22 protein-coding genes are annotated in these 20579 nt (G+C 61.4%); 9 read left to right on the forward strand and 13 right to left on the reverse strand.

The features are described 5' to 3' along the window. The first annotated feature begins 2 nt into the window (after positions 1-2). From B5P46_RS25920 to B5P46_RS25935, 4 genes are read left to right on the forward strand one after another with little or no spacing between them, the layout of a single operon-like run. A complete protein-coding gene (locus B5P46_RS25920; protein WP_129421229.1) occupies positions 3-824 on the forward strand; it encodes an ATP-binding cassette domain-containing protein in 822 nt (273 codons plus the stop codon). Continuing rightward, positions 821-2080, forward strand: a complete 1260-nt coding sequence (locus B5P46_RS25925; RefSeq protein ID WP_129421230.1) for a sugar ABC transporter permease — start codon at positions 821-823, stop codon at positions 2078-2080. The genes B5P46_RS25920 and B5P46_RS25925 overlap by 4 nt, the downstream gene beginning before the upstream one ends. 25 nt (positions 2081-2105) lie before the next feature. Next, complete coding sequence (locus B5P46_RS25930) at positions 2106-2834, forward strand: SDR family oxidoreductase (protein ID WP_020047785.1); 729 nt, start codon at positions 2106-2108, stop codon at positions 2832-2834. A gap of 54 nt (positions 2835-2888) precedes the next feature. Beyond that, on the forward strand, positions 2889-3653 hold the full coding sequence (locus B5P46_RS25935; RefSeq protein WP_129421231.1) for an SDR family NAD(P)-dependent oxidoreductase: 765 nt from the start codon (positions 2889-2891) through the stop codon (positions 3651-3653). 135 nt (positions 3654-3788) lie between these two features. Here the strand turns inward: B5P46_RS25935 and B5P46_RS25940 are convergent, their stop codons facing one another. From B5P46_RS25940 to B5P46_RS25965, 5 genes are all read right to left on the reverse strand, one after another. Then, positions 3789-4811, reverse strand: a complete 1023-nt coding sequence (locus B5P46_RS25940) for a HAMP domain-containing sensor histidine kinase (protein WP_129421232.1) — start codon at positions 4809-4811, stop codon at positions 3789-3791. Beyond that, entirely contained in the window at positions 4811-5515 is a 705-nt protein-coding gene (locus tag B5P46_RS25945) for a response regulator transcription factor (protein ID WP_129421233.1), read from the reverse strand. The genes B5P46_RS25940 and B5P46_RS25945 overlap by 1 nt, the downstream gene beginning before the upstream one ends. Before the next feature lie 47 nt (positions 5516-5562). Further along, a complete protein-coding gene (locus tag B5P46_RS25950) occupies positions 5563-7053 on the reverse strand; it encodes a DUF4153 domain-containing protein (RefSeq protein WP_129421234.1) in 1491 nt (496 codons plus the stop codon). 474 nt (positions 7054-7527) lie between these two features. Next, a complete protein-coding gene (locus B5P46_RS35140; protein WP_003555203.1) occupies positions 7528-7716 on the reverse strand; it encodes a hypothetical protein in 189 nt (62 codons plus the stop codon). A gap of 167 nt (positions 7717-7883) precedes the next feature. Beyond that, on the reverse strand, positions 7884-8603 hold the full coding sequence (locus B5P46_RS25965; RefSeq protein ID WP_065284571.1) for an Ig-like domain-containing protein: 720 nt from the start codon (positions 8601-8603) through the stop codon (positions 7884-7886). Positions 8604-9057: 454 nt separating this feature from the next. Here B5P46_RS25965 and B5P46_RS34605 point away from each other — a divergent pair, with 454 nt between their 5' ends. The 4 genes from B5P46_RS34605 to B5P46_RS25980 all read left to right on the forward strand — a co-directional run bounded on the left by B5P46_RS34605 (position 9058) and on the right by B5P46_RS25980 (position 10332). Continuing rightward, positions 9058-9210 (forward strand): hypothetical protein, encoded by a 153-nt coding sequence (locus tag B5P46_RS34605; protein ID WP_164986553.1) that lies wholly within the window; start codon positions 9058-9060, stop codon positions 9208-9210. A 40-nt stretch (positions 9211-9250) separates the two neighbouring features. Further along, positions 9251-9487: a 30S ribosomal protein S21 gene (gene rpsU, locus B5P46_RS25970; protein WP_072642174.1), complete on the forward strand. Its 237-nt coding sequence runs from the start codon at positions 9251-9253 to the stop codon at positions 9485-9487. Between the two features lie 62 nt (positions 9488-9549). After that, positions 9550-9744, forward strand: a complete 195-nt coding sequence (locus B5P46_RS25975) for a hypothetical protein (protein ID WP_129421236.1) — start codon at positions 9550-9552, stop codon at positions 9742-9744. A gap of 108 nt (positions 9745-9852) precedes the next feature. Then, entirely contained in the window at positions 9853-10332 is a 480-nt protein-coding gene (locus B5P46_RS25980; protein WP_129421237.1) for a pyridoxamine 5'-phosphate oxidase family protein, read from the forward strand. Between the two features lie 116 nt (positions 10333-10448). Here B5P46_RS25980 and B5P46_RS25985 read toward each other — a convergent pair whose 3' ends face one another. Next, positions 10449-11357, reverse strand: a complete 909-nt coding sequence (locus B5P46_RS25985) for a LysR family transcriptional regulator (RefSeq protein ID WP_129421238.1) — start codon at positions 11355-11357, stop codon at positions 10449-10451. 107 nt (positions 11358-11464) lie between these two features. Between B5P46_RS25985 and B5P46_RS25990 the strand changes: the two genes are divergently transcribed. After that, complete coding sequence (locus tag B5P46_RS25990; RefSeq protein WP_129421239.1) at positions 11465-12340, forward strand: aldo/keto reductase family oxidoreductase; 876 nt, start codon at positions 11465-11467, stop codon at positions 12338-12340. Between the two features lie 112 nt (positions 12341-12452). Here B5P46_RS25990 and ppk2 read toward each other — a convergent pair whose 3' ends face one another. The 7 genes from ppk2 to B5P46_RS26025 form a co-directional block, all read right to left on the reverse strand. Beyond that, complete coding sequence (gene ppk2 / locus B5P46_RS25995) at positions 12453-13367, reverse strand: polyphosphate kinase 2 (RefSeq protein ID WP_129421240.1); 915 nt, start codon at positions 13365-13367, stop codon at positions 12453-12455. A gap of 149 nt (positions 13368-13516) precedes the next feature. Next, the gene (locus tag B5P46_RS26000) at positions 13517-15169 is read right to left on the reverse strand and encodes a GMC oxidoreductase (protein WP_129421241.1); all 1653 of its coding nucleotides are present in this window, start codon (positions 15167-15169) and stop codon (positions 13517-13519) included. Between the two features lie 82 nt (positions 15170-15251). Beyond that, positions 15252-16334, reverse strand: coding sequence for an ABC transporter ATP-binding protein (locus B5P46_RS26005; RefSeq protein ID WP_129421242.1), 1083 nt, complete (start codon positions 16332-16334; stop codon positions 15252-15254). Between the two features lie 7 nt (positions 16335-16341). Further along, positions 16342-17229: a carbohydrate ABC transporter permease gene (locus B5P46_RS26010; protein ID WP_129421243.1), complete on the reverse strand. Its 888-nt coding sequence runs from the start codon at positions 17227-17229 to the stop codon at positions 16342-16344. Next, the gene (locus tag B5P46_RS26015) at positions 17229-18116 is read right to left on the reverse strand and encodes a carbohydrate ABC transporter permease (RefSeq protein ID WP_020047809.1); all 888 of its coding nucleotides are present in this window, start codon (positions 18114-18116) and stop codon (positions 17229-17231) included. Before B5P46_RS26015 ends, B5P46_RS26010 begins: the two co-directional genes overlap by 1 nt. A 103-nt stretch (positions 18117-18219) precedes the next feature. Beyond that, positions 18220-19452, reverse strand: a complete 1233-nt coding sequence (locus B5P46_RS26020; RefSeq protein ID WP_129421244.1) for an ABC transporter substrate-binding protein — start codon at positions 19450-19452, stop codon at positions 18220-18222. 57 nt (positions 19453-19509) lie between these two features. Further along, entirely contained in the window at positions 19510-20463 is a 954-nt protein-coding gene (locus B5P46_RS26025) for a sugar phosphate isomerase/epimerase family protein (protein WP_129421245.1), read from the reverse strand. Between the last annotated feature and the right edge of the window lie 116 nt (positions 20464-20579).

The raw sequence follows: 20579 nt of genomic DNA on the forward strand, positions 1-20579 counted from the left end.
CGATGTCTGAAACCTCTCATATTCCTGACCCTTCCCGTCAGCCTGTCCTCAGTCTGCGCGGAATATCGAAGAACTTCGGGGCGGTGTCGGCGCTCACCGATATCGAACTCGACGTATATGCCGGTGAGGTCGTGGCGCTGGTGGGCGACAATGGCGCCGGCAAATCGACGCTGGTCAAGATCCTGGCCGGCGTGCACCAGCCAAGCTCGGGCACGATCCTGTTCGAGGGCAAGCCGGTCAACCTGCCGAGCCCAAGTGCTGCTCTCGGGCTCGGCATTGCAACTGTCTTCCAGGATTTGGCACTTTGCGAAAATCTCGATGTCGTCGCCAATATCTTTCTCGGCAAGGAGCTCAGTCCGTTTCAGCTCGATGAGGTCGCCATGGAGATCCGCGCCTGGCAGCTGTTGAACGAGCTTTCCGCGCGCATTCCAAGTGTGCGCGAGCCCGTCGCCTCACTGTCCGGCGGACAACGCCAGACAGTGGCGATCGCCCGATCGCTGCTGCTCGAGCCGAAACTGATCATGCTCGACGAGCCGACCGCAGCGCTCGGCGTTGCCCAGACCGCCGAAGTGCTTGACCTCATCGAACGCGTGCGCGAGCGCGGCCTCGCTGTCATCATGATCAGCCACAACATGGAGGATGTGCGCGCCGTTGCCGATCGCATTGTCGTCCTTCGCCTCGGCCGCAACAACGGCACCATGCTGCCCGACGCATCCAACGAGCAGCTCGTCAGCGCCATCACCGGCGCATCCAACAATTCCGTCTCCCGCCGCGCGATGCGCCGCAAGGCGCAAAGCCAACAAACCGAGGAGGGCAGGCCATGATGAAGACCATCGAGAATGAACCGGCAGCACCGGCGCTCCTCGACCGACGTGACGAGAGAGTGCACCATGACGATAGCCTTGCCGGCTCGATCCGCGCCTTTGGGGATCGCATCCGCTCCGGCGATCTCGGTTCGCTGCCAGTCATTGTCGGCCTGGCGATCATCTGGACGGTGTTCCAGGCGCTCAATCCAGTGTTTCTCTCGAGCAGCAACCTCGTCAACATGCTGTTCGACTGCTCGACGGTCGGCGTCATCTCACTGGGTATCGTCTGCATCCTGATGGTGGGTGAGATCGACCTTTCCGTCGGCTCCGTCAGCGGCTTCGCCTCGGCGCTGGTCGGCGTCTTCTGGGTCAACCAGGGCTGGCCGGTGGTTCTGGCAGTCCTCGCCGCCATGATTGTCGGCGCCCTGATTGGCTCGCTCTACGCGTTTGTCTTCAACCGCTTCGGCATGCCGAGCTTCGTGTCCACCCTGTCCGGGCTGCTCGCGGTTCTCGGCCTGCAGCTCTATATCCTCGGAGCGACCGGTTCGATCAATCTTCCCTATGGTTCCTGGCTCGTGAGTTTCGGCCAGATCATGGTCATGCCGGACCCGGTCGCCTATGCGCTGGTGGCGCTTGCGGGCATTGCCTACTTCTTCGCCAGCTACCGCACCTCGGCGCGCCGGCGGGCGGCCGGCCTGTCGGCGAAATCGGCCCGCGGCCTGCTTCTGCGCGCCGTCATCATCACACTCGCCCTGGAAGCTGTCGCATTCTATCTCAACCAGTCGCGCGGCATTCCGTGGATGTTCGGCCTTTTCGTCGGGCTCGCCGCCGCCATGAATTATGCGCTGACGCGCACAAAATGGGGACGCTCCATGCATGCCGTCGGCGGCAACAGGGAAGCTGCCCGTCGTTCCGGCATCAACGTATCGCGCATCTATACGAGCGCCTTCGTCATGTGCGCTCTGCTTGCGGCAACCGGCGGCGTTCTCTCTGCCGCTCGGCTGGCGACGGCAAGTCAGCAGGCCGGCACTGGCGACGTCAATCTCAACGCTATCGCCGCGGCGGTCATCGGCGGCACAAGCCTGTTCGGCGGGCGCGGCAGTGCCTATTCGGCCCTTCTCGGCATCATCGTCATCCAGTCGATCGCCAGCGGGCTGACGCTTCTCGATCTGTCGTCATCGCTTCGATACATGATCACCGGCGCTGTCCTTGCCGTCGCCGTCATCGTCGACTCGCTGGCACGCCGATCGCGGATTTCGCACGGCCGAGCCTAAAGCAACCAGAAAGCAGAGGAAGAAAATGGGACAGGATCTGTCTGGAAAAGTCGCGGCCGTCACCGGAGCGGCGTCGGGTATCGGCCTGGAATGCGCCAAGACTATGCTTGCCGCGGGCGCCCGGGTCGTGCTGGTCGACCGAAATGAAGACGCCTTGAAGGAAATCTGCTCGAAACTCGACGCCAACGCCATTCCCTTGGTCATCGATCTCACCGATCCGAAAAGCGTCGAACGGATGATGCCAGAGATTCTGGAAAAAGCCGGCCAGCTGGACATCTTCCACGCCAATGCCGGCTCCTATATCGGCGGCGAGGTGCTGGGCGGTGACCCGGATGCCTGGGACCGGATGCTCAACCTGAACATCAACGCCGCATTCCGTTCGGTGCATGCCGTTCTGCCGCATATGGTCGAGCGCAAGACCGGGGATATCATCCTGACGAGTTCCGTCGCCGGCATGATCCCCGTCGTCTGGGAACCGATCTACACGGCCTCGAAACATGCCGTCCAGGCATTCGTCCATACGCTGAGGCGGCAGGTGGCCAAGCATGGCTTGCGCGTCGGCGCCGTCGCTCCAGGCCCAGTCGTCACCGCCCTTCTCAGCGATTGGCCGCAGGAGAAGCTGGATGAGGCGCTCGCCGCAGGTGGCCTGATGGAGGCGAACGAAGTGGCCGAAGCCGTGCTCTTCATGCTGACGCGTCCACGCAACATCACCATCCGCGACCTCGTCATCCTGCCGCAGAGCGCCGACATCTGACGAAAGTGCATCCGCCTTCAACACTCGCGAAAACCCACTCAAGAGGAAACGGCCATGATCTTCGACAGATTTCGCCTGAACGGACAGGTGGCACTGGTGACCGGCGGCACGCGCGGCATCGGGATTGCCATCGCCGAGGCGCTCGGCGAGGCGGGCGCCAAAGTCATCATCACGGGCCGAACCCGCAATGCAGCGGCGGAAGACCGGCTCTCCAGGGCCGGCGTCGATTGCGATTTCATCGCCGCCGACCTGATGAAGGAAAGCGCTGCCGACGAACTCGTGACTGAGACCCTCTCACGGGCTGGGCGGCTCGACATCCTCGTCAACAATGCCGGCATCGCCATTCACGGCGACAGCGGCGAATTCTCCGATGCCATCTGGCGCGAGATCATGACCGTCAACGTCGATGCCGTCTTTCGCGCCTGCCGCGCCGCACTCGCACCGATGCGGCGCCAGGGCGGCGGCGCCATCCTCAATATCGGCTCGATATCGGGCATCGTGTCCAACATTCCCCAGAACCAGGTCGCCTATAATACCTCCAAGGCGGCGGTCCACATGATGACGAAAAGCCTCGCCAGCGAGGTTGCCGCCGAGAATATCCGCGTCAACGCCATCGCGCCGGGCTATATCGAGACCGATCTGTCGCGCGGCGGCATCGACAATCCCGACTGGTTCCCGACCTGGCGCAGCATGACCCCGATGGGACGCGTCGGGCAACCGGAGGAGGTGGCGGGTGCCGCATTGTTCCTCTGCTCGGCGGCGGCAAGTTATGTCACCGGCGAAGTGCTGGTGATCGACGGCGGTTATACGACGCGGTGAGACGCGAACACGAGATTGGGGGAGGGTGGCTCACGGCCGCTTGGTCGGGGGGAGTTTCTCTCCCTCCTGCGTGTCTGATAATCGTGGAGTGGGCCTCGAAGACAATTGCGGGCCGCGCATCGCGTCGATGCGATCTCAGCCGGATAAGATCTGCAGGGGGATGGTGATTTCGAACTCGGTGCCGGCGCCGGTCGTCTGCAGCAAGCGGATCGTACCGCCATGGGAGCTCAGCATGGCGCGGACGATACCGAGGCCCATGCCGGTGCCGCCCTGTTCGCGGCGGGTTGAGAAGAATGGCTGAAAGATGCGTTGGCGATTTGCCTCGGAGATACCGCTGCCGTCGTCACGGATAAGAATGACCGCTGTTCGGCCGTTGGCCGATACTCTCAGTTCCAACAGCGTGGCGCCGTGCTGAAGAGCGTTTTCGGCAAGGTTGGCAAAGGCGATGCCGGCTGCTTCCTGGGGAAGAGTAACCGATATTTCCGTATCGCCTGCGCCGGAAATATGGAGGGCGGGAAACCGTTCGCGCAGTGAGGATAAGATGTCGGCGACGCTGCTTCTGCCTTCGGCCACGGGCGTTTCCGCCTGCGCAAGCTCCCTCAACCGCTGCAACAATGCATCGAGCCGGACTGCATCGGCGACGATGTTGTCGAGAAAGTGCAAACGCTGCGCCTTCGTCATCGGCCTCTCGACGTCATCGTCACGTAAAAGCTCAGCCGCGCCGCGGATGGCCGTCAGCGGCGATTTCAGTTCGTGGGAGACATGAGCGGCAAAGGAGCGGACATATTCGGTGCGATCGACCAGTTTTCCGGCAAGATCGAGGAAGCTTTGCGACAGCATGGCGATCTCGCGCGTTCCATAGCTTTCCAGCGGCCGAATTGCTCCCTTGCCGCCGCGGGCGATCTCTTCCGTGCGGGCGATCAAGGCGTCGATAGGCCCGGTGATGGTGCGCGTCAGCACATAGGCAACGCCGAGCGTCAGCATGAAGGCGACGACGAGGGCGCCGATTTCCGCCGGTGCCATCCTATTCGAATTCGCCTCCACGGCACGAAACCAGATGACGATCAGGATCGGCAGCGCCATGACCGCGAGAAGCACCACATAGACGATCAGCGCCAGCGTCGGCCGCCATTTCGTCCTGATTTTCGGTGCCGACATCAGGCCTTCCTCCCGCTTTCGATGCCGAGTTTGAAGCCTATGCCGTGGACGGTTGCAATGATCGCGGAACCGCCGACCGCCAGGAACTTGGCTCTGATGTTGCGGATATGGCTGTCGATCGTCCGGTCAGCGACATAGGTTCCGGCGCCATAGGCCGCCTCCATCAGCTGTTCGCGGCTGAAGACCATATCGGGGCGTGACAATAATGCGTCCAGGATTGCGAATTCGAGCGCTGTCATTGCGATGGTGCTCTCGCCAAACATGACCGTCCTGCCGCGGCGATCCAGGCTGAGTTCACCGGCGACAAGGGTGGCGTGGCGTCTGTCAGGCCCTACTTCATTGCCGCTGCGCTTCAAAATCGCCTTGATCCGCGCGATGAGTTCGCGCGGGCTGAACGGTTTGGTGACATAATCGTCTCCACCGATTTCGAGACCCAATACCCTGTCGATCTCCTCGTCACGCGCCGAAAGAAACAGGATCGGCAATCCCGACGTCTTGCGGATCTGGCGACAGACTTCCAGGCCGTCCATGTCGGGCATACCGATATCGAGGATGATGAGATCGATGTTGCCACGGCGGAAGGCCGCCATCGCCTCGGTGCCGTTGCGGGCGGCCATCGATGCCAGGCCGGCGCGCTCAAGAGCGAAGCAAATCACGTCGCGGATATGAGGTTCGTCATCGACGACGAGAATGCGGCGCGCCATCACCAGTCCTGCATTGGTTTGTCGTGCCTTTTGTTATCGTTCTCGTTCTATCTTGCAATGGGAGTCAGAAGATAACTCTCCAACCGCGCCGCCCGGAAGGTCCAGTTCCGCCAGTCCCGCCGGCGCATCTCAAAATTCCTGGCGAGATAGTACCGAACTGTCGCCGCTTGGCTCCTCTTGTCGATCAGGTGATCCGGCAGCTTGAGGAGGTAGAGATCGAACGCCGGAATGACGGAAGGACCGAGCGAGGAGAGATAATCAAGGTCGAGCGGCGGACCTTCCTGGCTGATTTCCTGGCTATGGGCGACATTGAAGCGGGCGATCACAGCCGGGAAGTCGATGAAGGCGCTGATGTAGAGCACCACAATCAGGGAAGCGAGGTTCGCGGCGATCAGCCACTCGTTGGATCGGTTGAGCAGAATGCGCAGCAGGATCAAGACAAGGCCGATAGCGACGAGGCCCATCCAGAGACCGGCGGCGACGCGCAGTTCGGTCAGCGAATAGGCCTCGACGTAAAGCCCGAGCCGCAGCATCGAGGACAGGCAGAGAAGGACGTTCTGGCCGATCCAGGCGTGGACGAGGCCGCGGATCAGCGAATTTTGATCGCCGGGCCCGCCGCGCCGCATGGCGAGGAGAACGAAACCGGCGGCCAGAAGCGCCGTCGCAATCAGCGGATAGGCGCCGCGATGAGCATATTCGGCGTGGCTCATGTGATCGGGCAGGTCTGCGCCGCCCCAGAGATAGACGAGATCGAGAAGTGTCTGCACGGCAAAGAGCGCGTTGAAGAGGAGCAGCGACCGCAGCAGGGAGGCCTGCCCGAACGGTGCATTTCTGGTCGGCACGATGACGAACGCCCTGCTGGCTTGCGACCTCGCAGTGCGCCGCTTCAGGCGCGGCCGCAACATCGCCCAGACCACAGTAGCGATCATCATCCAGAAGCCGATCCGCCAAAGGTCGAGAAACTGGAGCAGAACGGCAAAACGGATACTGCGCAGCGCGATCTCGATAAGCGGGTTCGCAGCCGCAAAGAGGAACACGAAGACAGCTGCGAGAACGAGCGGCATGATCCAGAGGCCGACGCCCTGCCAAACGACGGTGAAGGAGAAACGTTTGGCCGGCGTCTTAAGAAATTTCCTAATATCGTCGGCAAGCCGCAAGGGAATGACAAGAGTGAAACGGAGAAACACCAGCGGCAGACCGGTCAGACTGCGAGGCATAAGCCTGGCGCCGACGAGAGCAACCGCTATCAGCGCGCTGAAGCAAAGGGCGATGCCGGTCAATGAGGGCGCTTCCAGCAGAGGTGCCGACGCCAGAACCGAGAACCCAAGCAGGAGAGCAGCCATTGACGGCGCTCGGATCTTCCCGGCCGAAAGTAGAATGCCGGTGCAGACGGCGAGCGCAAACAGGAAAAGGTTTATCCCGGGCATCTGACCAAAGATCAGAAAATCAGCCAGCGCCACCAGCGCAAACAGCGCGGCAATCCGGCCACTGCCACGCCTAATGGGCATTGCTTCTGTCAGCGTGTCGGTTGTGTCCATTGCCGCTCCTCTGGTCCATGCCGCTTTTCGATCACGATGAGCATGTTTACCGGGCTGCCCTCAGAGACGGCCTCTCGAGACCAGCCTGCCTCCGTCAGCCACCATCCATCGTTGCGGAGGCGATCCGGCAAAATGGGCGGTGTGACGCGAGGCGGGATGTCGTTCTTGCTCATAGCGGAAGAATGCCGCGCCGGATTGCAGATTTTGCGCAGAGAGTGAGCAGCAATTTAGGAAAATCGCCCGGACCTATGAGGTCACGCGGCGGCATCTCCAAATCATATCCCGTGTGAAGATGGCTACTGCATAATTCAAAAGTGCTACAGCGTCCTTTGCGGCTCTCGAAAAGACGCACGGCGCTGTAGAATTTACGATTGCCGCAGACGGGGCTCCCAGATATCGGCGTAAAACGCCGTCTCGTTTACCGAATGATTTGCCGGGATTTGTAAGAAGATCGTTGAAGAAATGGAGGAGGCCTCATCTGAACCTTGGCGCGCGCTTGGCATTGTGAAGCAATTCGGAGGCAGTCGCGAACGGCCCGAAGAGTTTGAGCAGTAGCGCTTGTTCCTCGGCATCTATGCGGTGACGAGCGCAGAACTCCGTCACGGACCAGACTTTCGTGAGATCGTCTGTTTCGACTTGCCTGGGTTCGATGTGTTCGGTCAACGGCGTGTCCTCCGAACATCAAGACTACGCCACGCCGGCATTTATAAGAACTAGCTAAAAAGGATTATATACCGGCGTCCCGCCGAGCCTTGTATCAGAGTGGCGAATATGCGGACGCCCGCCGATTGCGCGGCGGGCGTCGTGTCTCACTGATCTATCGCTGCGGATCAAACACCGACGCCGTCGGGATGAGCATCCGTGCCGGTGATGTTGAGCGTCACCTTGGCAGTGTCCGTGTGGCCTTCGCCATCGGAGATCTTGTAGTAACGGAGAACTTCCGTGTACGTCTGACCTGCATCCAGATCGGAAGTCAGTTCATAGGTGAATGTGCCATCCGCCTTGACGTGGAACATGCCGTAGGTGCCGGCAACGTCGGTAACGGCGCCATCCTTGGCGTCTACCTGCTCGGTCAGGAACTGACGCAGGAACATCTTGCCGTTGTCGCCGGCAATGTCGTTGTCCAGAACGTTGCCGCCGATGGCGCTGCCTTCGGTGAAGCTGAAGGTATCGTCGACTGCGATCGGCTTGACTTGGGTTACGCCCTGGATGTTCAGGGTGAACAGGCCGACATCGGTATGACCGCTGCCGTCGGAGATCTTGTAGGAAACCTTCTCCTGGAACGATTCGCCGTTGGCGAAGCCGATCTTGGCAGCGTCGCTCAGGACATAGGTGTAGCTGCCGTCCGGCTTGACGAAGAAGGTGCCGTAATCGCCCTGGATTTGGGTAACCTGGCTGTTGCCGCTCTTGGCGCCTACGCTTGCGCCGTCGAAAGCGCGCAGGAACAGGTGGCCGTTGTCGGAGGAATCGTTGGAAAGCAGATTTCCGGAAATAACGTCGGTTTCTTGAAATGTTGCACTATCATCAGTTGCATGTATCGGCGAAGCCATTGCTCTCTCCTCAAATTGTTTATTAGCGGGTCAATTTCGACCTCAGCGAGCGGCTCCTTTAACAACCTATTAATACTACAAGTCAATGGGCTATTTAACAGAAGGTTAATTTCGATGCCGATCTTCGCGTTGCTTCCATTCCGGCGGAATAATGTCGCTCTCGCGCCAAATTGAAGAAAATTCGGCAAAAACTATACCCGGCTAACTTGAATAAAATGGCACCGAGTATATCTGAAGGCGATTAGCGGTGCCCGCGCCATGCCATCCGGGCTATCCGTTGCAATTCTGCTCGCCGAGCCCTATGTTGCTGGATGTACCCGATCCAAGCGGAAATCCAAGCCGTTGCCGGCTGCTGATTGAGACGCTTATGCATCGGCGCGCGCCATAAGGCTGCGTGATGGGCAATCCCACAAACAATCGATAACGCCGGCCAAGGCCGGCAAAGGATTTCTTTTTGAACAACACACATACAGCCACCGCGATTGCGGCGGCGAATCCGCGTGAGGATGACGAGGCTGTCCGCAGCGTTCCCAGGAGCTGGAAGCCGTTTCCCTGCCTTCTCACCCGCCGCGAATTGCAGGCTCTGATCGCCGAGCAGCTCGGCTGAGCGGCGATCGGGCCACCATCCCAGACAAGGAGAACTCGAAATGCAGGTACTCGTCAGAGACAACAATGTCGATCAAGCGCTCAGAGTCTTGAAAAAGAAAATGCAGCGCGAAGGGCTGTTTCGCGAAATGAAGGAACGGCGCGCCTATGAGAAGCCGTCCGAACGGCGCGTCAGGGAAAAGGCGCAGGCGATCAGCCGACATCGCAAGGCTGCACGCAAGCAGATGCAGCGTGAAGGCCTGCTGCCCGGTTCGAAGCGGGCGGTGGCCGCCCGTTAGCGGCTTTATCCTCGCTAGCCTTCCCGGGCTTTGGTGGTTACATTCCCCTGAAAGGACAGACAATGGACGAACTCAATAGCCTCACCGTTTCGGAAGAACGCCTCGAGGATTGCCGCGATGTCGTGGAGCCGGATCTGCAGGATCTGATTCAACGCGCTCTGACATCGGGCTTTTCCCGGGAGGAAGTTCTCATCGCCGTCAGCGAACTGGTCGCCGAAGACTTTGCAATGGTCATGAGAACCCCAAGCGTCCATTGATCGACTGCGTGCCTCGATCACCTTGGGAATGGGCTCATTAGGGCTCGCCGCTGGGAACATCGGCCGCGGCAGATGGTTACTTCGTCTCTTGCACAGATGGAGATGACGATGGCCAATCAAGACGACGCGACACGGGTATGGGAATTGATCGACAAGATCGGGTTTTGCATGCTGACGACCCGCAGCGGCGACGATCTGCGAGCCCGCCCGATGTCCGCCTATACCGCGCAGCTCGAGAATGCGATCTATTTTCTGACCGATGTCAGCAGCCACAAGGACGATGAAATCACTCGCTGGCCACACGTGTGCCTCGCCTTTGCCGACACCAAGGGACAGAAATACGTCTCCGTATCAGGGACGGCCGAGGTGCAAAACGACCGGGAGAGAATCAGGGAATTATGGGCGACGCCGGCAAAAGCGTGGTGGGACAATCCCGACGATCCTTCCATCCGCATCCTCAAGATTACCCCGTCTTCGGCCGAATATTGGGACAGCCCGGGCACGATCATCAGCTATATCAAGATGGCGGCCGCAGCGGTCTCGAACACCAAACCTGATATGGGCGACAATGCCGAGGTCAAGCTTTAGCGCATCGTCGGCCATTAAGGCCGCTTACAGCGCCGCATCTTTTAGACGCGCAAAGGATGCTGTAACACTTTGAATTGCTGCATCATTTTATCCTTACATCGATTCCGGCTAAGGAATTATGCCGGAGCCGATGCCTTGACAAAGTCGATGAATGCCCGGAGCGGCGCCGGCACCAGCCGACGTCCGGGATAGTAGAGGAATGGCCCGGAGAAGCGCTGCCACCACGGTTCGAGGACGGGCTCGAGCGCGCCACTGTCTATATGCGGGCGCAACCAGTCCTCGAAGAGGCAGACGATCCCTGTTCCTGATATCGCGGCATCGACGGCCAAATCGGTCGCTCCGCCGACCCGCACGATCAGCGGCCCCGTCGGGTCCACTCGCACGATCTCGCCATCGCGCTCGAACTCCCACGGCGCCGTCATCGCGCCGCTGTCGAAACGGCCCAATATGCAGGCATGGCCGAGCAGCTCGCTCGGATGTTGCGGCCGGCCTCGGCGATCGAGGTAGTCGGGGGAGGCTGCGATGGCAAAGCGCTGGACGCGTGGCCCGATCGGTATCGCGATCATATCCTGCTCCAACCGCTCGTCGTAGCGGATGCCGGCGTCGCAGCCGGCCGCGATCACGTCGACAAAGCTCTCGTCGGTGACCACCTCCAGCCGAATATCGGGATAGGCGGCGAGGAACGGTGGAACGATGGCGGGCAGCACCAGCCGCGCCGCGCTGACCGGCACATTGAGGCGCAAGGCACCGACCGGCCTGTCGCGAAATCCGTTGACGACGTCGAGGGCGGACTCCACCTCGCTCAAAGCAGGGCCGAGCCGCTCCAGCAAGCCCTTGCCCGCTTCGGTCGGGACGACGCTGCGTGTCGTCCGGTTGAGCAGCCTGACGCCGAGCTGGCCCTCCAGGCGACGCACCGCTTCGCTGAGGAAGGAGGCGCTGCTGCCGCTGACGCGCGCGCCTTCGCGAAAACCGCCGGCACGTGCCACGGCAACAAAGGCATTGAGATCATCCAGATCCGCTTTCATTGTTCGCCACTCCGCACAGCCCGTGCGGATTATAGCCAATTTTCACGCGCTCCGACAATGCTTATCTTGGGCCTATCTTGGCGTCATCTCTTGAAAGGAGTTGGATCATGTCCACTATCGATCAGTCCGGCACGTTCAACCTCGGCGGCCGCAGCGTGAAGCGGCTTGGCTATGGCGCCATGCAGCTTGCCGGGCCTGGCGTGTTTGGTCCGCCCAAAGATCATGGCGCGGCCTTGGCCGTGCTGCGAGAGGCGGTTGCGAGCGGCGTAAACCACATCGACACCAGCGACTTCTATGGCCCGCACGTCACCAACCAGATCATCCGCGAAGCGCTGCATCCCTATCGCGACGATCTCGTCATCGTCACCAAGATCGGCGCCCGGCGCGGCGCGGATGGATCATGGATTCCGGCCTTCTCGCGCGAAGAGCTGACGGAGGCGGTACACGACAACCTCCGCAATCTCGGCCTCGATGTGCTTGATGTCGTTAATCTCAGGATCATGTTCGACGTGCACGGCCCGGCCGAAGGGTCGATCGAAGCGCCCCTAACGGTGCTGGCCGATCTCCAGCGGCAAGGCCTGGTCCGTCACGTCGGGCTGAGCAACGCCACATCGAGGCAGATCGCCGAAGGACGTGGGATCACCGATATCGTCTGCGTGCAAAATCAGTACAATCTGGCGCATCGGGGCGACGATAGGCTGATCGACGACCTCGCGCGCGCCGGCATCGCCTATGTGCCGTTCTTCCCGCTCGGCGGGTTCAGCCCGCTGCAGTCGTCCACCCTGTCCGATGTCGCCGCACGCCTTGATGCCACGCCCATGCAGGTGGCGCTTGCCTGGCTGCTGCGTCGCGCCGAAAATATCCTGCTGATCCCCGGCACTTCATCCGTCGGCCATCTCAGGGAGAACCTCGCCGCCGCCGCGCTCGTGCTGCCGGATGACGCCGTTTCGGAATTGAACCGCATGGCAGATGTCGCCGCCTGAAGGTCGCCGGCGATCCGACGCCACGCTCTTGCGCGGCGTGGCGTAGCAATCCCTAAATCGATTCCGATTTAGGGAATTAAGCGGTAGCCCGCCGCCGGTTGCGACTATGCTTTCAATAGCGCTCCGGCACATGCATTTCAGGCGGAACCGGCGCCCTGTTGTAATCGGCGTGACGGATGCGGTCCGGCAACTGGATCTCCGGTTTCGGAACATCCTCGTAAGGGATCTGTTCGAGAAGATGAGCAATGCAGTTCAACCGCGCCCGTTTCTTGTCCACGGCCTGTACCACCCACCAGGGTGTATCTTCCGTGTGCGTACGCGCCAGCATTTCTTCCTTGGCTTTGGTGTATTCCTCCCAATGGACGCGGCTTTCCATATCCATCGGTGAGAGCTTCCATTGCTTCAGCGGATCGTGGATACGCATCTTGAAGCGGAATTCCTGCTCCTCGTCGGTGATCGAAAACCAGTATTTGATCAGCACGATTCCGGAGCGGACAAGCATCCGCTCGAATTCAGGCACCGAGCGGAAGAACTCCTCGAGTTCATCAGGGGTGCAGAACCCCATCACGCGCTCTACACCGGCGCGATTGTACCAGCTTCGGTCGAAGAGCACGATCTCGCCGGCGGTCGGAAGATGCGGGACATAACGCTGGAAATACCATTGATGGCGTTCCCGCTCGGTAGGGGCGGGCAGCGCGACCGTCCGGCAGACGCGCGGATTGAGCCGCTGGGTCACGCGCTTGATCGCGCCTCCCTTGCCGGCCGAATCCCGGCCTTCAAACAGCACCACCACCTTCAGCTTCTTATGCTGAACCCAATCCTGCAGCCGCACCAGTTCGTGCTGCAACCGGAAAAGCTCCCGGAAGTAGATCTTTCGCTCGAGCGTCTGCTCCGCCGGTTCCGACATTCCTTCGGCGACCAGATCGTCGAGCCGGTCTTCCTCCATCTGCATTTCCAGCTCTTCATCGAAGCTGTCGGCGATTTCGGCCTTTATACGGCTGAGTTGGTCCTGAGGTGTTTGAGTCATGGGCTTTTCCTTCCTGCCTTTTTTTGACAGGAGCATGTCACTGCGAAGTTTGTGTGACGGTTCGGCTAACCGAAAGCTGGAACAGCGACGTCTCGATCTCTTAAGCCGATGATTGCGGTGTCGAATGCGCTTCAGCCGCTGAACTGCGCCTATAGCCGTCCCGTCCGGTACTGGTCGACAAGATTCCGGCAGGCGCGGATCGTCAGAGCCATGACGGTGAGCGTGGTGCCGGCGATGCCGCTGCCGGGGAAGGCGCTGGCGTCGGTGACGATGAGGTTCGGGGCATCCCAGACCTGATTGTAGGGGTTGAGCACCGAAGCCTCAGGAGTTTCGCCCATGCGCGCGCCGCCCGTCTCATGGATTGCCGCGCCCATGCACATGGTCTTGCGGAACCATTTGCGGAACATGAAGCGGCTGAAGGCATCGGCTTCGGGAAAGGCGCCCTTGCCCATTTCCTTGAGGCCGGTGGGCGAGCCGATGAATTCGAGGTCGCCGCCAATCTCCTTGATCATCGCGATCAGCGTCTCCTCCTGCCTTTTGAGCAGTGCCTGCTCCTCCTGTTGCATGACGCAGCGGATATGCGGCACGGGAATGTTCCAGGCATCCTTGCGCCTCAGATCGAGCGTGATGCGGTTGTCGGCATAGGGCAGCATGCGGCCGAAACCGAAGAAGGCGAGACGTGCATCTCTGTCCCCGGAGACCGGCGCCCGGCCGACGCTTCCCTGGTAGTCGAAATCGCCGCGGGCGGCGTCACCCTCGCCGAAGCGGGGAATGAAGATCCCGCCCGACGGATTGTAAAACGAGTCGGTCGGCGCGGATTCGTCGGGCGCCCAGCCCTTCGCCTTGGAAAAGGAGCCGAAGGCGAGGCACGGCAGCTGGTCCATGAAATAGCGACCGAGAGCGCCCGAGCTGTTGCCGAGCCCATCGGGATGTTTCGCCGAAGCCGAATTCAAGAGCAGCCGCACGCTCTCTATCGGCGAGGCGGAAAGCACCACCGTCGCGGCGCGAGCCGTCGATACCGCGCCCGTGTTGCGATCGATGTATTCCGCGCCGGTGGCGCGGCCGGTCTTCTCATCCGTGGTGATGCGGCGAACGACGGCGTCGTAGCGGATGGTCAGCTGGCCGGTCTCCTTTGCTTCTCGCAGCGGTCGCGGCATCCGGTCGGCGTCAGGCGCGATGTAGCGCCAGGAGACGACGCGCCTTTCCGGCCAGCGGTTTTCAATCGCCTGCTTGAAGATCTGTTCGGCGGGCGTCAGGCTTGCCGGTTTCGCATAGATACCGTCCGGCAGCGTGGCCACGTTGTCCTTGTTGCCGTAGAGCCCGAGGTAGGCCTCGACCTCGTCGTAGAAAGGCACCAACTCTTCATAGGAGACCGGCCAGTCCACGCCCTTTCCGGCGCGCGATCGGATCTTGAAATCGTCATCGGTCCAGCGCAGCAGCACCCGGCCGAAACTGTGCAGGCGCCCGCCGCCCTGGCGGCCACGGATCCAGAGGAAGGGCTCGCCCTTCGGCGTGGTATAGGGGTTCTTGCGATCGTTGACGAAGAAATGGCTGAAGCGCTCGGTGAAAAACGCCGCGCGCGCCTGGATCGGTTGACCCTTGAGGGTGGCCCGCGCGCGCTCCCAGATATTGATGCTGCTTGCCGGCGCTTTCTTGCGCGCGGGATCGAAATCCTTCGGCCCGACGGCTGGGCCGGCCTCGAGCAGCAGCACCGACAGCCCCTGTGCCGTCAGTTCTTTTACCGCGAAGGAACCCGCAGCGCCGGAGCCGATCACCAGCGCATCATAGACGATCTCAGACATGTCTTTTCAAATCCTGTCCTGGAGCAATCCTCAAAACGGCGCGGAGCGCGTCAGGAATTGCGGGAAAACAAAGGGATGCGCGTCACAGCCGCGATCCGTCAGCGCCGAAGAGGGATGCCTTGGCGATATCGAGCCCGGGAGCCACGGCGTCGCCGGGCTCAAGCGTGACATCCCCCATGAGCCGGAGCGAGAGGCTTTGGTCCGTCCAGTCGAACCAGACAACGGCGTCCGAACCCATCGGCTCAACGACGGAAACGCGGCCCGGAATGGTGGGCAGGTCGTCTGTAGCCCCATCGAGCACAAGATGTTCCGGGCGAAAGCCGAGCGTTGCAGGTCCTTCCGCTGCGTCCGCTCGGAAGGAATAACCGGAGAGATCGACAGTGAGCTCCTTGCTCCTGAAGACCGGTGCACCGTTGCCGCGCTCGATCCGGCCCTCGGCGAAATTCATCGCAGGAGCGCCGATGAATCCGGCGACGAAGAGATTGGCCGGACGGCGGTAGATCTCGGCCGGCCGGGCGAGCTGCTGGATCACGCCGTCCCGCATGATGGCGATGCGGTCGGCCAGCGTCAGGGCCTCGACCTGGTCGTGGGTGACGTAAATCATGGTGTTGCCGAGGCGCTGGTGCAGTTTCTTGATTTCGACGCGCAATTCGTTGCGCAGCTTGGCATCGAGGTTCGACAGTGGTTCGTCGAACAGGAAGACATCCACTTCACGCACCAGCGCCCGGCCGATGGCGACGCGCTGGCGCTGGCCGCCGGAAAGCTCGGCAGGACGCCGATCGAGCAGCTTGTCGAGCTGGAGGAGGGCGGCGGTGCGGGCGACACGGGCCTCGATCTCGGCTTTCGGCAGGCGTGCGACGCGAAGGCCGAAGGAGAGGTTCTTGCGGACCGACATACGCGGATAGAGCGCGTAGGACTGGAAGACCATCCCGATGCCGCGGTCCTTCGGCTCCTCCCAGCTGACGTTCTTGCCCGAGATCCAGACCTCGCCTGATGTGATGTCCTGGAGACCGGCAATGGCGTTCAGAAGCGTGGACTTGCCGCAACCGGAGGGGCCGAGCAGCACCAGGAACTCCCGCGGCGCGATATCGATCGACATCTTCTCGATCACCGTATGGTCGCCATAGGCGATCTTCAGGTCCTTGACGGAGACGGCAGATTGCATGGAAGCGTTACCCCTTGACTGCGCCGGCCGCGATGCCGCGCACGAACCAGCGGCCGGACAGGAAATAGATGGCGAGCGGAACGATGGCGGTGAGGATCGTCGCCGCCATGTTCACGTTGTAGGTTCGCTCGCCCATCGTGGTGTTGACGATATTGTTGAGCTGCACGGTCATCGGCAGGTTGTCGCGCCCGGCAAAGACGAGACCGAGCAGGAAGTCGTTCCAGATGCCGGTGAATTGCAGCATGGACACCACCACGACCATCGGCACGGCAATCGGCAGCATGATCTCGAAAAAGATACGCCAGAAGCCCGCGCCGTCGACGCGCGCCGCCTTGCAGAGCTCCTCCGGCACGCTGACAAAATAGTTGCGGAAGAGCAGCGTCACCAGCGGCAGACCGAAGATGACATGCACGAGAATGATGCCGGCAAGCGAATTATAGAGATCGATATTCGCCATCGCCCGGACCATCGGATAGAGGAAGATCTGATAGGGGATGAGGCCGCCGGCCATCAGCAGACCAAAAAGCAGATTTGCCCCGCGCGGCCGCCAAAGCGATAGCGCATAGCCGTTGACGGCGCCGATAAAGACCGAGAGTGCGACCGAGGGAAGGGTGATCGCCACCGAATTCCAGAAGCCGCTGCGAATGCCGACGCAGACGGTTCCCATGCAGGCGCCGGACCAGGCGGTAGCCCAGGCGGAGAAATCGAGCGTGGCCGGCAGGGCAAAGATCTGCCCGAGCCGGATTTCGTCCATGGACTTCAGCGAGGTGACGACCATGGTGTAGAGCGGCAGAAGGAAGAAAAGCGCGGCGATGAAAAGGAAGGCATAGAGGCCGATGCGCCCGGCGGTGATCTGTGCCGGCTTCGGGCCGTTCGGATGAGGAGGACGGGCCATCACGCGGCCCCCTTTGCTTTGTCACGCATGTGCATCGCGTAGCGGAACGGGGCGACTGCGATGATCACGCCGAGGACAAGCACCGTCGCGCCGGCCGTGGCGAGGCCGAGGTTCTGGCGCCCGAACAGATTGTCCATGATGAATTTCGCCGGCACCTCCGTCGCATTGCCGGGGCCGCCATTGGTCATGGCAACGACGATGTCGTAGGTCTTGATCACGCCCATGGCGAGCAGCATACCGGCCGCGGCCAGCGCCGGCCCGAGCTGGGGCAGGATGATCGAGACATAGATCCGCCAGACCGGAATGCCGTCGATCCGCGCCGCCTTCCATTGCTCGGCCTCGATGCCGCGCATGCCGGCGAGCGCAATGACCATGACGAGCCCCGCGCCCTGCCACACGCCGGCAAGCACCAGCGCATAGATCGCCATGTCGCGATTGACCACCCAGTCGAGGACGAAGCTTTCCCAGCCGAGCGAACGCACGCTTGCCTGGATGCCGAGCGTCGGATTGAGCATCCATTGCCAGATCAGCCCGGTCACCACGAAGGACATGGCGTAGGGATAGAGGAATATGGTCCTGAAGGCGCTTTCGAAGCGAATCTTGCGGTCCAGCGCCGCTGCCAGCAGGAAGCCCAGCAGCAAACAGCCTGCGACGTAAAGGACGCCGAAGATCAACACGTTTTGCAGCGATGCCAACCACTTGGCGGAAGAGAAGAGCTTCGAATACTGCGCCAAGCCGACATAGGTCGAGGACGGAAAAAGCGTCGAATTGGTGAAGGACAGGCGGATCGACCACGCCATGGTGCCGATGAAGACCACGACCGCGACGAACCAGGTCGGCAAAAGGGCGATGGTCGCGGAAAGATTGGGCTTGCGTTTGATGGACATCGGCCAGCTCGTTGACGGAGTGGAAAGCAGGGCTCGCGCCGCCGCGCGAGGCGGCAGCCGGCAGCCGTGGCGTCGACATCAGGCCGGCGCCACGGGTACTATCCTACTCGAAGACGGCGAAGAAATTCTCGGCCGCGGAGGCCGTATCGTTCGAGCCGCCGCTCCAGTATTCGTCGACGAAGTCGTCGAGCGCGCCGACCTGCTGGGGCGTCAGCACGATCGCCTGATCCGGCACGATCGCACCCGCTGCCATCAGCTCGACGCCCTTCTGGGAGCAGACGTCCAGTTTCGACTTGTCGACGTCGGCGCGCATCGGAACCGAACCTTTCTTGAGGGCGAATTCGACTTGGACGGCCGGATCCATGACGACTTCGGCGAGAAGTTTCTGTGCCTTGTCGGTCTCGGCCTTGCCGGTCTTGGGGAACCAGAGGGCGTCGGCGATGTAGACCATGCCCTTCGACTCCGGAACGATCATGCAGCCATAATCCTTGCCCGGTTCCTTGCCGGCGACGGTGAATTCGCCCTTGGCCCAGTCGCCCATGAACTGCACGCCGGCCTTGGCGGTGATCAGCATGGCGGTCGCGTCGTTCCAGTTGCGGCCGGCAGCACCGGCATCGACATAGCCACGCAGCTTGCCGAGGATTTCAAGGGTCTTCTTCACGCCTTCGACGGATGCCGGACTCTTGTCCTTGTCGACATAGATCTTCAGGAAGCCGTCGATCCCGACCTGCGAGAGCAGGATCATGTTGAAGACCTTGGTTTGCTGCCAGGGCTGGCCACCCCAGGCGACCGGAACCATGCCGGCAGCCTTCAGCTTGTCGAGATCGGCAAAGAGCTCGTCCCAGGTCTTGGGCTCTTGCGCGATGCCGGCCTTCTCGAAGGCTTCCTTGGAATAGAAGAGCCAGCTTTCGCCATGGGCGCCGGTCGGCGCAAGATAGACCTTGCCGTCATAGGTGATGAGATCGTGGATCGATTTCGGCAAGGCGTCGGCCCATTTGCCGGCGGCGGCCACGTCGTCGATCGGATTGAACAGGCCTTGGTTGATGAAATCTGCGGCAGCGAGACCGATGACGCCCTGCTTGGCGCCAGGCGCGTCACCGGCGACGATACGGTTCTGGAAGGCGGCATCGGCCGCGCCGAAGCCGGCGATCGAGGAATCCTTCCAGACGCCGCCACGCTTTTCGAACTCGGTCTTGATGACGTTGAGGGCAGCCGCTTCGCCGCCCGACGTCCAGGACGACATGATCTCGATCGTCGGCTTGTCCTCGGCATGGGCCGAGGCGAAGAGGCCGACGATTGCTGCGCCGGCAAGAAAAAGCTTCATCATGTTCTTCATTGTTCCACCTCTTGAAATGCCCTCTTTGCGGGGCGTTTGTTGTCTTAGGGCTGACAGTCAGCGATAGATCGGCAGGAGCGCCTGCCGGACGAGCGTGAGCCCGTTGGCGATGTCGCGGACGGGATCGGGCGCGGCATCGAGTTCGAGGATGGCCCAGCCTTGATAGGCCCGGTCGCGCAGCAGCCGGATCCAGGCCGGCCAATCGACCCGTCCGAGGCCGAAGCTGCAGAAATAGGGCTGGTGGCGTTCATGGATATGTTTGTCGATCGGTGTGTCGGCGGGCATGGGGCCGATCGCATCCTTCCAGTGGGCGATGATCATGCGCTCATGATGGCGATCGACGAGCTGGACGGGATCGGAGCCGGCAACGATGATATGGGCCGTGTCCGGGCACATGTGCACATAGGCCGGATCGGTGAGAAGCATCATCAGATCGACATCGCGCGCGGCGGCAAAGATCGAGTGCGCCTCGGTGTGCAGCGCCAGCCGTACGCCCCTGGCATAGAGGGTCGCACCGAGTCGGTTCAGAAAATCGGCGATCACTTTGGCGCGGTCGAAATCATGGAACTGCACCGGCTGGGCGCCGAGCGTCTGGCGAAGCGGAGCGCCGGTCACCATGATGTCGCTGCCGCAGGCTTTCAGGAAGTCGGCATATCGTTCCGCCTTGTCGATCAGCGCGCGCTGGGCTTCGGGCTCAGCGAAATCGCCGGCCGCCTCCAATTCCGCGAAGAAGCCGCTGCACAGCGTCAGGCCGCGTCTTGCCAGTTCGGCTGCGAAGGCGTCGACGGAGCCGTAGGTCTTGATGGCGTCCTGCCAGTTGAAGGGAGAGAAGGTCAGCTCGACGCCAGTAACGCCGGAGGCCTGGACGCCGTCGAGAATCTTGTCCCAGAAGGCTCGCGGCTCGGCGCGGGCATAGTCGACGATCGCATCATGGCTGTCGACACCCCAGAAGCCGGGATGGAAGAATGTCACGAGATCGACGCCGAAGCGCAGCCTGTCGCCAGTAGCCATAACCTATCCATTTCTCGAGGCATGACCTACCCGCGTGCGGAAGGAGAGTTCCGCATCCAATAAGCCATGGATTTTCAATGCATTAAGAAATGGCAATCGTTTGCCATGGCTAGATA

The sequence above is a fragment of the Rhizobium leguminosarum genome (assembly GCF_004123835.1).
GTDB classification, from domain to species: Bacteria; Pseudomonadota; Alphaproteobacteria; order Rhizobiales; family Rhizobiaceae; genus Rhizobium; species Rhizobium leguminosarum_M.

Excerpts from the sequence above, each read along its gene's own strand:
- B5P46_RS25935 (WP_129421231.1), top strand. The coding sequence starts at position 2,889 with ATGATCTTCGACAGATTTCGCCTGAACGGACAGGTGGCACTGGTGACC.
- B5P46_RS26020 (WP_129421244.1), bottom strand. The coding sequence starts at position 19,452 with ATGAAGAACATGATGAAGCTTTTTCTTGCCGGCGCAGCAATCGTCGGC.
- B5P46_RS25990 (WP_129421239.1), top strand. The coding sequence starts at position 11,465 with ATGTCCACTATCGATCAGTCCGGCACGTTCAACCTCGGCGGCCGCAGC.
- B5P46_RS26025 (WP_129421245.1), bottom strand. The coding sequence starts at position 20,463 with ATGGCTACTGGCGACAGGCTGCGCTTCGGCGTCGATCTCGTGACATTC.
- B5P46_RS25945 (WP_129421233.1), bottom strand. The coding sequence starts at position 5,515 with ATGGCGCGCCGCATTCTCGTCGTCGATGACGAACCTCATATCCGCGAC.
- B5P46_RS25965 (WP_065284571.1), bottom strand. The coding sequence starts at position 8,603 with ATGGCTTCGCCGATACATGCAACTGATGATAGTGCAACATTTCAAGAA.
- B5P46_RS25925 (WP_129421230.1), top strand. The coding sequence starts at position 821 with ATGATGAAGACCATCGAGAATGAACCGGCAGCACCGGCGCTCCTCGAC.
- B5P46_RS26005 (WP_129421242.1), bottom strand. The coding sequence starts at position 16,334 with ATGCAATCTGCCGTCTCCGTCAAGGACCTGAAGATCGCCTATGGCGAC.
- B5P46_RS26015 (WP_020047809.1), bottom strand. The coding sequence starts at position 18,116 with ATGTCCATCAAACGCAAGCCCAATCTTTCCGCGACCATCGCCCTTTTG.
- B5P46_RS25980 (WP_129421237.1), top strand. The coding sequence starts at position 9,853 with ATGGCCAATCAAGACGACGCGACACGGGTATGGGAATTGATCGACAAG.
- ppk2 (WP_129421240.1), bottom strand. The coding sequence starts at position 13,367 with ATGACTCAAACACCTCAGGACCAACTCAGCCGTATAAAGGCCGAAATC.
- B5P46_RS25975 (WP_129421236.1), top strand. The coding sequence starts at position 9,550 with ATGGACGAACTCAATAGCCTCACCGTTTCGGAAGAACGCCTCGAGGAT.
- B5P46_RS25920 (WP_129421229.1), top strand. The coding sequence starts at position 3 with ATGTCTGAAACCTCTCATATTCCTGACCCTTCCCGTCAGCCTGTCCTC.
- rpsU (WP_072642174.1), top strand. The coding sequence starts at position 9,251 with ATGCAGGTACTCGTCAGAGACAACAATGTCGATCAAGCGCTCAGAGTC.
- B5P46_RS26010 (WP_129421243.1), bottom strand. The coding sequence starts at position 17,229 with ATGGCCCGTCCTCCTCATCCGAACGGCCCGAAGCCGGCACAGATCACC.
- B5P46_RS26000 (WP_129421241.1), bottom strand. The coding sequence starts at position 15,169 with ATGTCTGAGATCGTCTATGATGCGCTGGTGATCGGCTCCGGCGCTGCG.
- B5P46_RS25985 (WP_129421238.1), bottom strand. The coding sequence starts at position 11,357 with ATGAAAGCGGATCTGGATGATCTCAATGCCTTTGTTGCCGTGGCACGT.
- B5P46_RS25930 (WP_020047785.1), top strand. The coding sequence starts at position 2,106 with ATGGGACAGGATCTGTCTGGAAAAGTCGCGGCCGTCACCGGAGCGGCG.
- B5P46_RS25940 (WP_129421232.1), bottom strand. The coding sequence starts at position 4,811 with ATGTCGGCACCGAAAATCAGGACGAAATGGCGGCCGACGCTGGCGCTG.
- B5P46_RS25950 (WP_129421234.1), bottom strand. The coding sequence starts at position 7,053 with ATGGACACAACCGACACGCTGACAGAAGCAATGCCCATTAGGCGTGGC.